Source organism: Pedobacter suwonensis (assembly GCF_900111825.1).
GTDB lineage: Bacteria > Bacteroidota > Bacteroidia > Sphingobacteriales > Sphingobacteriaceae > Pedobacter > Pedobacter suwonensis.
The window spans coordinates 104440-118303 of record NZ_FOJM01000005.1 but is presented as its reverse complement, the minus strand read 5'-3'; the positions used below and the strand labels follow the sequence as shown (position 1 = coordinate 118303).

Sequence of the window (13864 nt, the reverse complement as noted above, 5' to 3'; positions counted from 1 at the left end):
GGTTTAGCGTTTCTATTGCCATCTCATTTTTTATCCAGTAAATCCCATGGACAGCTGCTGCAAGCCTGAATTTTTATGCCAATGGCAAAGAAAAATTAAAGGTAGCGCCGTTACCAGGCTTGCTTTCTACCCAGATTTGGCCACCATGCCTTTCAATAATATCTTTTGATATAAAAAGCCCTAAGCCCAGCCCTGATGAGCTATCTCTATTTTCCTTAGCCTGATAAAACTGGCCAAATATGTGCCGTTGGTTTTCTTCGCTAATCCCCGGACCAAAATCTTTAACCGATGTATGTACCACTTTATCCACATGCAGCACCTTTAATTCAATTGTTTTTTGTTCAGGTGCGTATTTAACTGCATTGTTCAATAAATTGGTAAGTACCTGTTCAAGACGCATGCGATCAGCATGAACAAAACTTTCTTCGGGCATTTCGATAGTTAAGTTATGGTCGGGATGGGCTTGTAAAAAAGATTCTTTTATTTCCTGAACCAGTAGGCCCAGATTGAGACATTCCATGTTCAATTGTAATTTTCCGGCCTGGATCTTGGAAACGTCAAAAAGATCGGTAACCAAAACGATCATTTTCTGCAATTGTTTGATCGACTTTTCAATCAGATTTTTCGAAACACCTTCCACTACATGACGGTTGGCCAGCTGCAAAAAGCCGAAAAGAGAGGTCATTGGTGTTTTTAATTCATGGGAAGCCATTGCAATAAATTCGTCTTTTTTGGCACTTAGTTCCTGTACCTCTTTAAAAAGCCTGGAATTTTCTATGGCAATAGCCGCTTGTGAAGCTACTGTTAACACCAGTTCCTCATGTTCTTCTTTAAAAACGGCCTTATCTTGATGACCGAAAAACAACCCGCCAATGACTTCGCCTGATTTGGTTTTAACCGGAACAGCCAGATAACTCACCACTGGTAAATGACCTGATGGTTTTCCAAAAAAAGGTCCGTTTTTGCCGTAGTGGGAATCCAGGGTAACATCATCTGATCGTACTACGCCCGCACCGCTAAAGGTCGGATGAAATAAAGTGGTGTTACGTGGCATCGGAAAGTTAGCAAAAGCCTCTTTAGGAACACCCGATAGCGTATATAACCAATAAGATTCGTCTTTCTGGTTAACCTGATTATAAAAAAATGCCCCAAAGGCTGCACCTGTAAGTTTTGTTGTCGAATCAGTTACCTGCTGTAATATCTGCTGAAGATCCAAAGATCCATTGATGCTCCTGCCCACTACATTCAACAGCTCCAGACGCTCTATGTGCTTGGCAATTAACCTTTCAGATTCCTTTTGAGAAGTAATATTACGGGCAACCTTCGACGCCCCAATAACCACGCCATCGCGGTTTTTGATAGGAGATACTGCGAGTGAAATATTTAATAAGCGTCCATCTTTTGTTTTTCTGATGGTCTGTATATGGCCTACCCGCTCACCCCGCCGCAGGCTTGCAATGATGGCTTCTTCTTCGCTCAAGCGGTCGGCAGGGAGAAGTATGCTGATCGGTTGCCCAACGGCTTCTTCTTCAGTGTAGCCAAAAATATGCTCTGCTCCCTTATTCCAGGTTGTAATGATCCCATCAAGCGTTTTACTGATAATGGCATCTTCAGAACTTTCTATAATGGCAGCAAGCATGGATTGTTTTTCTTCTGCCTGGTGTTCGAAGGAGATATCGTGTGCAATTTGCGACGTACCAATAATTTTCCCATCCTGATTTTTGATCGGCGAAAAGCTTAAGGAAACAGGTATTTTCTTACCCGAACAGTCAAGCCGGACGGTTCTGAAATGGCTGATACGTGTATCATTTAAAATTTCCTGCATCAGCTTTATCTTCTCTGCATGCCTGTCATCCGGAATCAGCAGAAAAATAGACTGTCCTAATATCTCTGTTGCGGTATAGCCAAACATCCGTTCTGCCGCAGGGCTCCAATTGGTTATTCTAAATTCGAGGTCATGACAATATATGGCATCCTGAATACCTTCAAAAATGGATTGAAGCGCGAAGAGATCAGGCAGATGAGCTGACTTTATCATAGTGATTAGGAATTAAATCCATTTGAAAGAACCTTCAAATTTATTGAAGATATTTTTAAACAATCATTCATCTTAAATATTTTTTGTTTGTAAGCAGCCTTAATTAAGAAAACCTGTATGCTACAATAATAGTTTTGTTATGTTCTTCAAATTTATTTTTAAATGTAACAATCACATAGATGTTAACAGAATTAAATTCACCTGAATGATTATGGCTAGCCATTTTATTTTACAAAAAAAGTTCCATTAAGCCGCCTGGCCATACCTAAACCAGATGCTTAGATCTATAACAGGTCTGTTATTATGCTATGGCTTATTATGCTGCTCAAGATTAATCAAAACATAATTTAATTCAGCCTGTTCTTTAATAACCTATCTACCTAATTGAAAAACTATGAATCAAAATGAATTCAGCAGGGCGGCTGATGGGCATGCTATTGCCCTCCTCTCCCATGCGATGCGGTTTACCCAAGATGAAGATGATGCGAAAGACCTGGTGCAGGATACACTGATTAAAGGAATTCGATTTTGCGCAAAGTTTGATAAAGGCACCAATTTACGTGGCTGGCTTTATGTAATTATGCGAAATACCTTTATCAACGACTACCGTAAAGCTCAAAAAAGGCATTCAGTAATTAGTAGGGATGAAGATTTATCAAGTCCTAACCTACTCAAAAGTTCAACCAAGATTTCTTCGGAAGGAAAGTTTGTGATGGATGATATCCAAAAAGCATTGAAGAGTTTGCCTGAACAGTACCGGATTCCGTTCCAGCGGTATTTTGAGGGGTATAAATATGAAGAAATTGCTGAAGAGCGGGGTATTCCTTTAGGAACAGTAAAAACCCATATCCACCAGGCGAGACAGATCTTGAAAACCTACCTGAAACAGTATCGGATAGCTTAGTATCAAAATTGTCCATTAGCGTATTAAAAGCCTAGCCGGACCACATCCAATCCGGCTAAGCACATTTTATTTTCTTTCGTTAAATACGCCTAGTTCAGCAATAGCAGGCGGACTATCGAAATCGGTAATGGTAACTTTGATTTTTTCGCACCAGATCCGCTCGAACCGGAAAATGGCAACTTTTTTTTCTCCTTCATTATTTGCGGCTAGTGCATTCCATCGACCATTTGCATAGTATTGTAAATGATAGGATGCTTTTTGGTTATTTCCAGCGGTAAGCACCACCATGTTACATGGCACTGCCTTCTCAAAATTTAGCTCGTACCAAGGCGATTTAACCGTATAATTGGATGACCAGCTAGAGCTAAAATTATCGTCGTTGGCAAAATCCATGATGTTCATATCGTCACTCCAGCTGCTATTGCTTTTTATATGTTTAGCCATATTACTGGAGATAATCGGAGCAGCATGCGGTGGAATACGTGGAATACCAGTAGGTTTTTTATAGAGTTGCCCCATTTCCTTCAAGGCAGTTAAAGCATTATCATCTATTAAACCATTTTTACCAGGTGCTACATTCAGAATAAAATTGCAGTATGCACCGTTATACGGGATAATGAATTTGTTCACCAGTTCGGGTACGTTCTTTACCGCAGTGGTAGGGAAAGATGTTTTCCAGAACCAGTTGGCCTGCAGCGGAAGACAGGCTAACGCCGGAAGTTTATTGTTTTCTTTTGAAATAAACTGTCCTGCCCCCTGTTCATAAGATTTGATATCGGTATAAAATAGCGCTTGAGCAGGATATTTGGCCGCGTTCAGATCCATGACCAGGCAATTCGGCTGTAACGATTTAATCAGGTAATAAATATCTTCAAAAGGTACCTGATCATAAGAAATCCTTGACCATGGTGCATCCCATCCATCAATAATCAGGGCGGTGATCTCACCATAATTGGTCAGTAGTTCGGTAATCTGATCTTTAATCATTTTCACATTTTCGGGTGTAATCTGATTTGGGCGGATGCCATGGTGGGTATCCAGTATAGAATAATACAACATTACCTTTAAGCCATTTTTTCGGAAAGCATCTGCATATTCTTTTACCACATCGCGCTTTAATGGTGTATTCATGACGTTGTAAGCCGTTGTTTTGGTATTCCAGATCGGAAAACCACTGTGGTGTTTGGTGGTAAGGCAACCATAAGTCATATTAGCAGATTTTGCAGCTTTAGCCCATTGATCGGCATCAAGTTTTGGCGATTGGAACAGGGAAAGATCTGCATCCGGATCAGACCAATCCTGATCCATAAAAGTTGGCATACCGTAGTGAATAAACATGCCCAATCCGAGGTCAACGAAATCTTGTTGCAGCTCTGCCAGGGGTTTGCTGGCAGATTTTTGCTGTGCCCTGACCGGGTTCATCGCTATTACAGCCGAAACGATAAGTGATAATGATAAAATCCTGCTAAAGGTCATTTTTCCTTTTTTTTAGTTTAATTGTTATTGTGAATTTTTCGAATAATAGGCTTTACGCACCTATTTACCCGAGTTAGATGGCTTGATAAACCTGATTTAAAAGGTCATCCAGATCCATTGTCAAAGCTACATCCCGCCCCGCAACAATTTGCCGAACAAAAACGTAACAGAAACCTAACAAAAGCTTAACGATATGTCATTTATGGAATAATAGGACTATTTTTAAAGAATAAAATGAAAGATCGGATATATAAGGCAGTTGTATTGGTTAGCTTTCTGATATTGCTTCTTGTGCAATTCAGGTTAACCTATAACTCCTACGTACTCAGAGATAGAGACTATAGTTTAAAGGAAAAAACACTGATTAATGATGAATACGGACGCAGTATACCTGAAGATAAGGTTTATAAGGGCGGAGGAAAGATTATCGATTCCATCCTCATCAAAAATATGCCTGCACTTAAAAATGCTTACCTCAGTAACCGGCATGAATTTATTAAACTTTCGCAAAGCGTTAGCAACAGCTTATTGAAGAAGCTTCAAAAGGAAAGTACGATGGACAGTGTTTTCCAATCGATAGTAAAAAGAAATGGCCTGGACAGCAACTTACAATACCTGCTTACCTTTCAGCAGATAGACATCAACTTCGATACCAAAATCGGAGACATCACCATATTTAACAACCATACCCCTACCGGTTTTAAAGCAGACCAAAAGACACCGTTCGGTATCATTATAGATGGCACATTAACTCATCCGACGGTGCAGAACAGAATTACCAATCTTTCTGTCAGTGGTAACCTGGTTTACAATTACAGGATAACCTTTAACCTTTTTGTTGACCAGCCTGGCCGCACACTCAAAGTGGCGTATCAGATGTTGCCTACGTTTTTGCTGGTGGCACTTTGCATCTTGATCATCGTAGGCATCAATTATTACACTTATATCAGCTGGATGCGGCAGAAAAAAGAAACGGATATTAAATCCGATTTCCTAAACAGTATCAAACACGAATTCAACACCCCTATTACCACCATTCTGCTGGCGAGTAAAAGCCTGCACGAAAATGAGGTACTCAGCGACCGGAATCGTGTAAATACACTGGTAAATATTGTGGAGAGACAAGCCAGGAGACTTCACTCCCACATCAACCAAATGCTTGGAGTATCGGAAATGAACAACCATATCAATTTAGAAGAAACAGATCTCAACTATATTGTGCTAACGCTGGTAAACGACTATAAAATAAAAATACAGGCACCAGACAGGCTGACATTCGATCCTTACGATTCGGAAATACTAGTGATGCTGGATCCTTTTGTATTTACCACCATGCTGCAGAATATCATTGACAATGCCTTTAAACACAATCAAAGCGACGTTAAAATAACGATGATCTTTATCACAAAAAGCAAGGATGGCTATACCCTGCATATCAAAGATAATGGAAAGGGAATTGAAGCGGATGTGAAAGAAAAAATATTCGATAAATTCTTCCGTGGAGTTAAAGACAATACCGTTTCAGGCCTGGGGCTTGGCTTGTATTATGTAAAACAATGCCTTGATATCCACGGTTGGAAAATCAGTATAAGAACAACACCTGAACAAGGAACCGAATTTCTGGTACACATACCTGTAAATCAGATTAACATCAACTAAACTGCAATCCTATGCCTTATGATATCATAATAATTGAAGATGAACCGGATCTAGGCAACGTTATCACAGCATACCTGCAATTACGTGGCTTTAGCGTATTATGGTTTAATACTGCTACAGAAGCGTTAGCGTATTATGCTGCAAACCCGTTTAACAACAAGCTGGTGATTGTTGACGTACAGCTACCTGACATTAACGGTTTTGAACTGGCTGCTGAACTGGTGAAAATTAACGCCAGCCAACCTTTCTTTTTCCTAACGGCACACAGCGAAAAACAAGACCGGCTCAGGGGGCTTAAAATTGGCGCCATTGATTATATATCAAAACCGTTTGAAATTGAAGAACTGGTACTGAGAATCGCAAACATCATTAATAAATTTTCACCTGATCCAAAAGCACCAGCTGCTGTAAAATCTGACTATATCAACCTGGGAGATATCAGGTACCAAAAGGATCAGTTATTGGTTTTAATGCCCGATGGTAAAGAAATTTCCCTCACGGTAAGAGAATCAGAGGTATTGGATCAGCTGGCAGGTAATATTAACCAGGTGGTTAAAAAAAAGGACCTGCTTTTATCCTTATGGGGAAATGATGACTATTTCAATGGAAAAAGTCTGGAAGTATTCATTTCAAGACTGCGCAGGCTTTTCCGGGCATCTAACCAGGTGAGTATTGAAAATGTATACGGCCTTGGATACATTTTGAAGGTACATCAGCACAGTGAAAATGTACATTTAGAGCAAGAATAGAAGATAGCTAAGAACAGCAGGAACCCACCAGGGCTTTTTCCCTCAAATACATCAGGAGTCAAGACATGAAAGGTTAAAAATCCAATGTTATTGTTAATGGAATTGAATTATGGGATAAGCCTTCTTTATTTTGTTTTTCATGATCCTTATGGCAGTACAGTATATTCTGAAAGGTTTTGTGAGGATTCCATTCTTTTTAAAATTACCCTTCTCAGCCTGTTCTCATGTTCATCACCCCAAAATCCTAAGGCAGAAATTACCGGAACCAAGGTTTTACCAAAATCTGTAAGGGAATATTCAACTTTTGGCGGTACCTGAGCATAAATTTTCTTTGTCACCAGCTCATGATCTTCAAGTTCTTTCAACTGGATATTTAAAACGCGCCTTGAAGCATCCGGAATTTTACGCTGTAATTCGCTTGGCCTCAAATGTCCCTGATGGATAAACCACAGCAAACGAATTTTCCATTTGCCGTAAAGGACTTCGCCGATCAGGTCGAGGCCGCAATTTAAATTCAAAGGTATTTTTCTTTCGTGCATATACAAATTTAATCCAATGTACCAAATCGTACAATAGGGGAAAAAATTATCCCTATGCAATTCGGTTTTCCGTTATTGCCTGAAAAAGTGATACTTGCGAAATTTGTATCAAAGAATCTGAAAAATGGAAAATCAATTTAATTACAATAATGAACTTCAGGGTAAAACGGTCCTGGTAACCGGTGGAACAAAAGGAGCTGGAAAAGCAATTGCCGAAAGACTACTACAAGCCGGAGCAACAGTGATTATCAGCGCCAGAAATGCACCTGAAAAAGAAAACAGCAATATGCATTTTATTGCTTCCGATCTGAGCACGGCAGAAGGAACACAAAAAGTAGTCAGCGAAGTACATTCTAAATATGGAAGACTGGATATTTTAGTAAATAACCTTGGTGGTTCATCAACACCGGCCGGTGGTTTTTCTGTATTGACCGATGAAGATTGGGAATCAAATTTACAAGCTAATTTGCTTGCGCCGGTACGGCTGGACAGGGGATTCTTGCCACAAATGATCGACAGGAAAAGCGGTGTCATTATTCACATTGCATCCATACAGGGTAAACTGCCTCTGTATGAATCTACTTTGCCCTATGCCGCCGCAAAAGCAGCATTGAGAAATTACAGTAAAAGTTTATCGAACGAAGTTGCCCCTAAGGGTGTCCGGGTGCTAACCGTTTCGCCAGGCTGGATCAATACAGCAGCATCGGAGGCATGGCTGGGTGAAATTGCAAGAAACGCAAATAGTACCATAGCTGAAGCGCAGCAAAGTGTAATGGATGCCCTGGGTGGCATACCTTTCGGCAGACCTGCCGAACCTGAAGAAATAGCTGAACTGGTCGGCTTTCTGGTTTCGCCAAGAGCCAGCTATTTAACAGGAACCGAATTTATAATAGACGGCGGTACAGTACCAACAATTTAAAACTCTTAAAAATATAATACGATGAATTTACCAAAAATGATCTCCGAATTAGTAAAAGCACAAAACGAATTTGACAGTGCTGCGTACACAAATTGTTTTACTGAAAATGCAGAAGTATTTGATGAAGGCAAAACCCATAACGGAAAAGCAGAAATTGAAAGCTGGATTGATAAAGCAAACAAAGAATATCACGCTACTATTGAGCCGGTAGGATATGACGAAGAAGCAAACATCCTGTTAGCGAAAACTTCAGGAAACTTTCCGGGTAGTCCGGTTATTTTGAAATATCATTTTCAATTAGCTGATGGATATGTTAAATCACTGAAAATAACCGGTTAATTCCTGCATTACCTGCACAAAATTGACCTGCTAATGAAGATTGACACGCAATAACGCAAAAAGCAATTCTTTAAAAGCCTCAAATGTAAATGTATGAGTGAGTAAAAGAGGCTGTATCGCAAAATATATGATTGACAAATAAATTTTGATTATGTAATATTCCTAAGATCGTCATTCACGACTTGATTAGGAACCACGGAGTACTCATCGAGATAATCTTAACGTAAATGTATTAAGATTAGCTTAGCTAAGCACTGCGTGGTTCCCGCATACTCGAGATCCGATTGCTATCTGATCTCGACCGCCCTAGCGGATTTTGTCAACGGTAGCCTCCCCAAAGTTTCTGGAAGCTCAACGTAACGAAATAGATGTGAACTTACAAAGATGATACAGCCTCTTTTTTTTATAAAAAAATGATTAATAAATAGTTAAAAACTTACTATTGGAGCAATTCAGTCGTTATCTTCGTTGCTATTTGTTAAATACGCCATGATGGCTTCACAAACGCCTGAAGAATTCTCTTCAAACATATAGTGACCGGTATTCTCCAGGTTAAGCAGTTGATAATTTTCGGCTATCGTTGTTAAAGTATACTGATAAAAACCGTACGAAACATTGCTGGCAATACCTAAAACAGGCATCCTTAACTTCGAATAATTTCTGGCATCGGCTATATCCTGGTTAAAAGCCTGGTACCAGCAATTGGAAGCGCGTATACGCGCCGGCTGGTTGTAAACGTATGCATATACCTCCCTATCAAAATCAGGCATTTTCGAACTGTCCACCATCACGTAATCGAAAAGCCAGTCTAGCAGGTAACGGTAGCGGCCCTCCAGCAATTTTTCAGGCAGTTCTTTAACTTGATTAAAACTCATCCACCACGTGTAAGGTTGTTGGTGATCTATTTTTTCGCCAAAAGTTTCAGGAGGCGGCATCAGTTTCATTTGCATCATTCCTTCATTAGGATGCAGACCATCTGCAAGGATCAGGCGTTCTACCACTTCCGGATAATTATGCGCCAGGCTGCAGGCCACCATACCGCCTATATCATGGCCCATAACATACGCCCTACCAATACCCAATAAGCGCATCAGCTCGTACACATCAGTAGCCATTGTTTTTTTGTCATAACCTGATGCCGGTGTTGCCGAACTGCCCATACCACGAATATCGACTACGATAACCCTGAAGCGATCAGCCAAAGGCAGCGCAACAGAACGATAAGAATACCAGGTTTGCGGCCAGCCGGGCAGGCAGATCAATACCTGACCTTCGCCGCCGCCATCTACAAAGTGCAGTTGTGTTCCGTTCACTTCCATTACATGGCTGGTAAAGCCCGGCCAATGTTTTATGAGCTGCTCATCACTATATACCTGTTCCATACTACGCTATTTTGTTGTTACTTATTTCGTTAAGTGTTGTTTCTGCGGTTTGCCAGCTTACACCAGGATACCGATCATTATCAAGCATATGATGATGTGCCGCAAACATGCTGTAGAGATATTGCATCTGCTGCCATTGCGGGTATAGCTGGTTTTCCCCATCTGGATTTTCTGTCCGCAACTTTTGGATGTAAGCCGAGAATTGCTCCAGTGTGCCTTGTTCTTTTAGTTTGAAATGTTCACCAAAAACACGTCCGGTCAGCGCTTCCAATTCGTTCGGGCTAAACCGGAAGCCTGCAATGCGGAGAAATCGCGGCGCATTATCATCCAATGCAGCGTATGCCGTAAAAGCTGCCGTATCTTCTATAGTGGTGAAGTCGATCTGCCAATCAGCTTTTCCGGAATAGTAGGTAATGGTCTGCGCTTTGGTATCCAAAAGTGGGATGTTATACTGCAAAACATAGGCAAAAGCACCGTTGAATACCGAGGTAGCCCGGATGTTACTGGTTTCAAGCACGGATTGGAACTCCCTACGCAGATCAAAATTCCTGTTTTCGCCAAACTGTAGCTGAGTAAAATCTGTACAAAAATCGGATGGAATAAAACGGGGAACGCCCGCTTTTACGGCAGCATGAAGCAACTGGCTTTGTGCGGTTACAATCACATCACGCAAGCCTGCAAGTACAGACACTACGCAGGAAACACCTTTACAGGCCGACACCAGTCCCTTTTCATCAGCAAAGTGAACCGCTATAACCTCTACTCCTGATTCGTGCAGTTCATTCACTTTCTGCTGATTACTTTGTTCTCTTACCAAAGCCCTTACACTAGCGCCATTTTTGAGTAAGTGTTTGCATAACCTGCTTCCCAGATCGCCGGTAGCACCGGCAACTAAAATAATATTGTTCATTGTTCTTTCTTATTGAGTTCACAAAGCTAGGCCCATAGAAAGTCAATAGAACTACCATTTGGTAGATAATGCAATTATCGAAGATTTTTACGAATGCGACTTAGGGCGTTTGGTGTTATGCCAAGGTAAGAAGCCAGTTGCTTTACAGAAATAAATTGCATGAAGCCGGGCTTTTGTAGAAATGCCAGGTAACGTTCCTCTACAGTCATGGTCTGGAAACTAATGATCTCACTGATCATACGCACACACATACCTTCCCAGAGTTTTCGTCCAAATTCCTGCCAGGCCGGAATCTGTTTGTAAAGCGAATCCATATCGTTCTTATGGATACAGTATAGTTCAGTATCTACAACCGCCTCTATATTAAAGCGTGAAGGTAATCCTGGATTCAGGCTGGAAATTTCAGCAAAAAACTCGCCAGGCTGAACGATCCAGGCAGTAAGCTCCTGTTCATCGTTATAGAAAAAGCGAAGTGCTCCTTTGTTTAAGAAATAATAGTGTGAAGCGATCTGGCCACGTTTTAGCAGCAGCTGACTCTTTTGTAACGTTTTCAGATTAAAACACCCTAATATCTTATTAAGGTCCTCTTCTTCCAACCAAACGTTGGAACGTATCAAATTTTTAAGTTCCTGCATAGCTGATTCGGCATTAAATATACTTAATATTTTAGAATTGTTGGTTCCATCGCTTCTATCATTTGATCCAAAGGTTAAGAAGATCCCTAAAAAAATTGAGATCGCTTCTTAGGAATCGAGTTAAGAATTAGCATTACGAAATACGCCAAAAAGAGTGATAAAGCCATCCAAATGAATGGATGGCGTTGTGGGTCCAGCTGCAAACTTATCAAGCTACTCGCTATCTGATTTAGGCTTAATCAATGATCTGATCAAATGTGCTATAATCAGATATCATCTAATTTGATAAGCCACTTGATGTGCTTCCCACAATTTCGGCACTTCTAGTTTACTAACGAGCTTATCTATCACTGCCGTTGGCACTCTATCATTTCTATTTTTATTCTGTTGGTGCAGACTATGATAAGGGACTTCAATATATACGATCTTTATCCTTACTTTATAAGTTGAAAATAAATCAATCAGTTGCAAACGCAGCTGACCGGTTATATTAGTCGCATTCCACACAAAAGATTGTTTTTTTCTTAAGAATATCTTGCGCGTTCTTTTGCTTCTTGTATCACACGTCCGTTACCCACTTTATCGGTTGGAGCTATACCCTTTTCATTACGAATATCATCTAAGGAAATGACTGGCCAGTCATTATAATGTGCTTTAATAAAACTATTCTTTCCTGCGCCCGGTAAACCAGACATTAATATCACCTCTGCATTTGGTCTTTCAAATGGAATATAATCCAAATAAGCATCTTCCTTCTGCATATAGTACATCTTTGCATAATCTGCCTCAAAGGCTCTGGCGTTGCCCCAACATCGATTTTCTTTACAGTACTCCTCAAAACAAGCGATTCGGTACAACATCTCTTCCTGATCACTGCTAATACGCCCTAACATGTCAGCCTTTGCCAGCAAGCATAACCATTTTAAATTAACTTCCATACTTGCTTTTACAACAGCTTTTAAGGGATCTGCTTTTTCAAACAACCAGATAGGTAAGCCATGAAGCCTGACCAAACCGACTATTTGCTCGCGAATGGCAAAAGGTACAGGGCCATTAACGTAAAACAACTGCCTTACAAACTGTGCGCCTTTCCGTGCATGTCCATTAGAAGTAATGCGCCCATCGGTCTCGAAAACTGTAGTACTATATTTCTCTACATCATGCAACAAAGCTGCAGCCCACAAAATCTCCTGATCTTGCCCACATAACTGTTGAAAAGTTGATTCATTTTGCAAAGCTCGCAGCACCATTTGCGTATGTGTTGCAACATCGCCTTCTGCATGATAATGAGGATCTTGAGGTACTTCCTTCATACGCCTCACCCAATCAAATCGGCTTTCAAGATAAGACCACTCTTTATTTTCACTAATAGTCCACATATCTACCTCCTTCATTGATTAGGGCTGCGCGTTTCCAATTTTTCGTCCAGTGCTCATTCGTTTTAATGTGCCCTTTACGCACGTACTTGAAGACATTTTTTGCAAAATCATCGACGGCATACCCTTCAGCGTTTCTGGTTACAATTCCCTCCATAATGCCTTTTGATTTCTCTCCAATGTCGTAAGGATCAAAAGCACCAGCGTTGTTGGCTAACAACAATATTTCTTTTTCAAACTGTATTTGATTTTCGGGAGTGTGTTCGATTTTAATAATTGGAACTGTTGGCAAATCGAGTATGTTGGCATAAAACTTAGTTTCTTCCCAGCTTAACCAACGTTGATTTTCACGAATGCCAAACACATAAAAATGATGTTCTAACTTACGATATTCGATCGAATGGATTGCGTACAGATTTTCTATAAAAAACTCCAGATTGCCGAGATCATATTTCACCAATTCCCAAAAGCGCCTGAGGCTCTGCGTCCAGGGCGATACTGTAGGAGCAGCGTGGGAACGGGCAAAAACACCATTCTTTGACAAACAGTTATTCTCCCCGTCTAGTTTTTCGGTATGTATTAGCGTTGGTATATTTTGTAAATATTTCCAATAATCGTACTGAATTCTATCATCGCTCATTGTCCCCGGCGAAAACGGATAATGAAAAGTACGACCATATTTTTGTGAAATAGCCATATTGTAATAAGTAAAATTAAAAATAGAGATTACTTCCTTCCCGATTGGAGAAGATCATTTAACACGATATGCGAAATGATATTACATGACTCAAGGTTTTGAACAGTTGATGTTTTTGCAAATGTAGAAATTTGTTTTTTATTTAACGGTATTTTTAAGAATTCTCTAGAACTTACAAAATCGTATTAGCGGAAAGTATTGTTTCAACCTATTCCAATTTAGGTCTGAGCTATCCCTTTTA

General features: G+C 40.3%; 14 protein-coding genes. 5 read left to right on the top strand and 9 right to left on the bottom strand.

Going from position 1 to position 13864, the window contains the following annotated elements; translation table 11 throughout:
• Nucleotides 1-73 precede the first annotated feature (73 nt).
• A complete protein-coding gene (locus tag BM107_RS07965) occupies nucleotides 74-2038 on the bottom strand; it encodes a sensor histidine kinase (RefSeq protein ID WP_090982043.1) in 1965 nt (654 codons plus the stop codon).
• 394 nt (nucleotides 2039-2432) lie between these two features.
• Here BM107_RS07965 and BM107_RS07960 point away from each other — a divergent pair, with 394 nt between their 5' ends.
• A complete protein-coding gene (locus BM107_RS07960) occupies nucleotides 2433-2942 on the top strand; it encodes an RNA polymerase sigma factor (protein WP_090982041.1) in 510 nt (169 codons plus the stop codon).
• A 66-nt stretch (nucleotides 2943-3008) separates the two neighbouring features.
• Here the strand turns inward: BM107_RS07960 and BM107_RS07955 are convergent, their stop codons facing one another.
• Nucleotides 3009-4418 carry an alpha-L-fucosidase gene (locus tag BM107_RS07955; RefSeq protein WP_090982038.1) on the bottom strand — a complete coding sequence of 470 codons (1410 nt, stop codon included), beginning with the start codon at nucleotides 4416-4418 and terminating at the stop codon, nucleotides 3009-3011.
• A 234-nt stretch (nucleotides 4419-4652) separates the two neighbouring features.
• Between BM107_RS07955 and BM107_RS07950 the strand changes: the two genes are divergently transcribed.
• Together BM107_RS07950 and BM107_RS07945 are read left to right on the top strand one after the other, a co-directional pair.
• On the top strand, nucleotides 4653-6077 hold the full coding sequence (locus tag BM107_RS07950) for an ATP-binding protein (protein ID WP_090982036.1): 1425 nt from the start codon (nucleotides 4653-4655) through the stop codon (nucleotides 6075-6077).
• An 11-nt stretch (nucleotides 6078-6088) separates the two neighbouring features.
• The gene (locus tag BM107_RS07945; protein WP_090982034.1) at nucleotides 6089-6826 is read left to right on the top strand and encodes a response regulator transcription factor; all 738 of its coding nucleotides are present in this window, start codon (nucleotides 6089-6091) and stop codon (nucleotides 6824-6826) included.
• Nucleotides 6827-6972: 146 nt separating this feature from the next.
• On the opposite strand, the gene BM107_RS07940 is transcribed toward BM107_RS07945, so the two are convergent.
• Complete coding sequence (locus BM107_RS07940) at nucleotides 6973-7365, bottom strand: winged helix-turn-helix transcriptional regulator (protein WP_090982032.1); 393 nt, start codon at nucleotides 7363-7365, stop codon at nucleotides 6973-6975.
• Between the two features lie 124 nt (nucleotides 7366-7489).
• Between BM107_RS07940 and BM107_RS07935 the strand changes: the two genes are divergently transcribed.
• Nucleotides 7490-8284, top strand: coding sequence for an SDR family oxidoreductase (locus BM107_RS07935; RefSeq protein ID WP_090982031.1), 795 nt, complete (start codon nucleotides 7490-7492; stop codon nucleotides 8282-8284).
• Nucleotides 8285-8305: 21 nt separating this feature from the next.
• Nucleotides 8306-8623: a hypothetical protein gene (locus BM107_RS07930; RefSeq protein ID WP_090982029.1), complete on the top strand. Its 318-nt coding sequence runs from the start codon at nucleotides 8306-8308 to the stop codon at nucleotides 8621-8623.
• Nucleotides 8624-9075: 452 nt separating this feature from the next.
• Here BM107_RS07930 and BM107_RS07925 read toward each other — a convergent pair whose 3' ends face one another.
• The 6 genes from BM107_RS07925 to BM107_RS07905 form a co-directional block, all read right to left on the bottom strand.
• Nucleotides 9076-10005, bottom strand: coding sequence for an alpha/beta fold hydrolase (locus BM107_RS07925; RefSeq protein WP_090982027.1), 930 nt, complete (start codon nucleotides 10003-10005; stop codon nucleotides 9076-9078).
• A gap of 1 nt (nucleotide 10006) precedes the next feature.
• A complete protein-coding gene (locus BM107_RS07920) occupies nucleotides 10007-10915 on the bottom strand; it encodes an NmrA family NAD(P)-binding protein (RefSeq protein WP_090982025.1) in 909 nt (302 codons plus the stop codon).
• A 74-nt stretch (nucleotides 10916-10989) separates the two neighbouring features.
• Nucleotides 10990-11550, bottom strand: a complete 561-nt coding sequence (locus tag BM107_RS07915; protein WP_090982024.1) for a Crp/Fnr family transcriptional regulator — start codon at nucleotides 11548-11550, stop codon at nucleotides 10990-10992.
• Nucleotides 11551-11823: 273 nt separating this feature from the next.
• Nucleotides 11824-12057 (bottom strand): AAA family ATPase, encoded by a 234-nt coding sequence (locus tag BM107_RS25075; protein WP_244278762.1) that lies wholly within the window; start codon nucleotides 12055-12057, stop codon nucleotides 11824-11826.
• 17 nt (nucleotides 12058-12074) lie between these two features.
• On the bottom strand, nucleotides 12075-12944 hold the full coding sequence (locus tag BM107_RS07910; RefSeq protein WP_244278761.1) for an HDIG domain-containing metalloprotein: 870 nt from the start codon (nucleotides 12942-12944) through the stop codon (nucleotides 12075-12077).
• The gene (locus BM107_RS07905) at nucleotides 12916-13623 is read right to left on the bottom strand and encodes an RNA ligase family protein (protein ID WP_090982022.1); all 708 of its coding nucleotides are present in this window, start codon (nucleotides 13621-13623) and stop codon (nucleotides 12916-12918) included. The genes BM107_RS07910 and BM107_RS07905 overlap by 29 nt, the downstream gene beginning before the upstream one ends.
• Nucleotides 13624-13864 lie beyond the last annotated feature (241 nt).

Bases quoted from the DNA above. Each gene is read 5' to 3' on its own strand.
- BM107_RS07910 (WP_244278761.1), bottom strand. From the start codon at position 12,944: ATGAAGGAGGTAGATATGTGGACTATTAGTGAAAATAAAGAGTGGTCT.
- BM107_RS07940 (WP_090982032.1), bottom strand. From the start codon at position 7,365: ATGCACGAAAGAAAAATACCTTTGAATTTAAATTGCGGCCTCGACCTG.
- BM107_RS07960 (WP_090982041.1), top strand. From the start codon at position 2,433: ATGAATCAAAATGAATTCAGCAGGGCGGCTGATGGGCATGCTATTGCC.
- BM107_RS07920 (WP_090982025.1), bottom strand. From the start codon at position 10,915: ATGAACAATATTATTTTAGTTGCCGGTGCTACCGGCGATCTGGGAAGC.
- BM107_RS07925 (WP_090982027.1), bottom strand. From the start codon at position 10,005: ATGGAACAGGTATATAGTGATGAGCAGCTCATAAAACATTGGCCGGGC.
- BM107_RS07930 (WP_090982029.1), top strand. From the start codon at position 8,306: ATGAATTTACCAAAAATGATCTCCGAATTAGTAAAAGCACAAAACGAA.
- BM107_RS07945 (WP_090982034.1), top strand. From the start codon at position 6,089: ATGCCTTATGATATCATAATAATTGAAGATGAACCGGATCTAGGCAAC.
- BM107_RS07935 (WP_090982031.1), top strand. From the start codon at position 7,490: ATGGAAAATCAATTTAATTACAATAATGAACTTCAGGGTAAAACGGTC.
- BM107_RS07950 (WP_090982036.1), top strand. From the start codon at position 4,653: ATGAAAGATCGGATATATAAGGCAGTTGTATTGGTTAGCTTTCTGATA.
- BM107_RS07915 (WP_090982024.1), bottom strand. From the start codon at position 11,550: ATGCAGGAACTTAAAAATTTGATACGTTCCAACGTTTGGTTGGAAGAA.
- BM107_RS07955 (WP_090982038.1), bottom strand. From the start codon at position 4,418: ATGACCTTTAGCAGGATTTTATCATTATCACTTATCGTTTCGGCTGTA.
- BM107_RS07905 (WP_090982022.1), bottom strand. From the start codon at position 13,623: ATGGCTATTTCACAAAAATATGGTCGTACTTTTCATTATCCGTTTTCG.
- BM107_RS07965 (WP_090982043.1), bottom strand. From the start codon at position 2,038: ATGATAAAGTCAGCTCATCTGCCTGATCTCTTCGCGCTTCAATCCATT.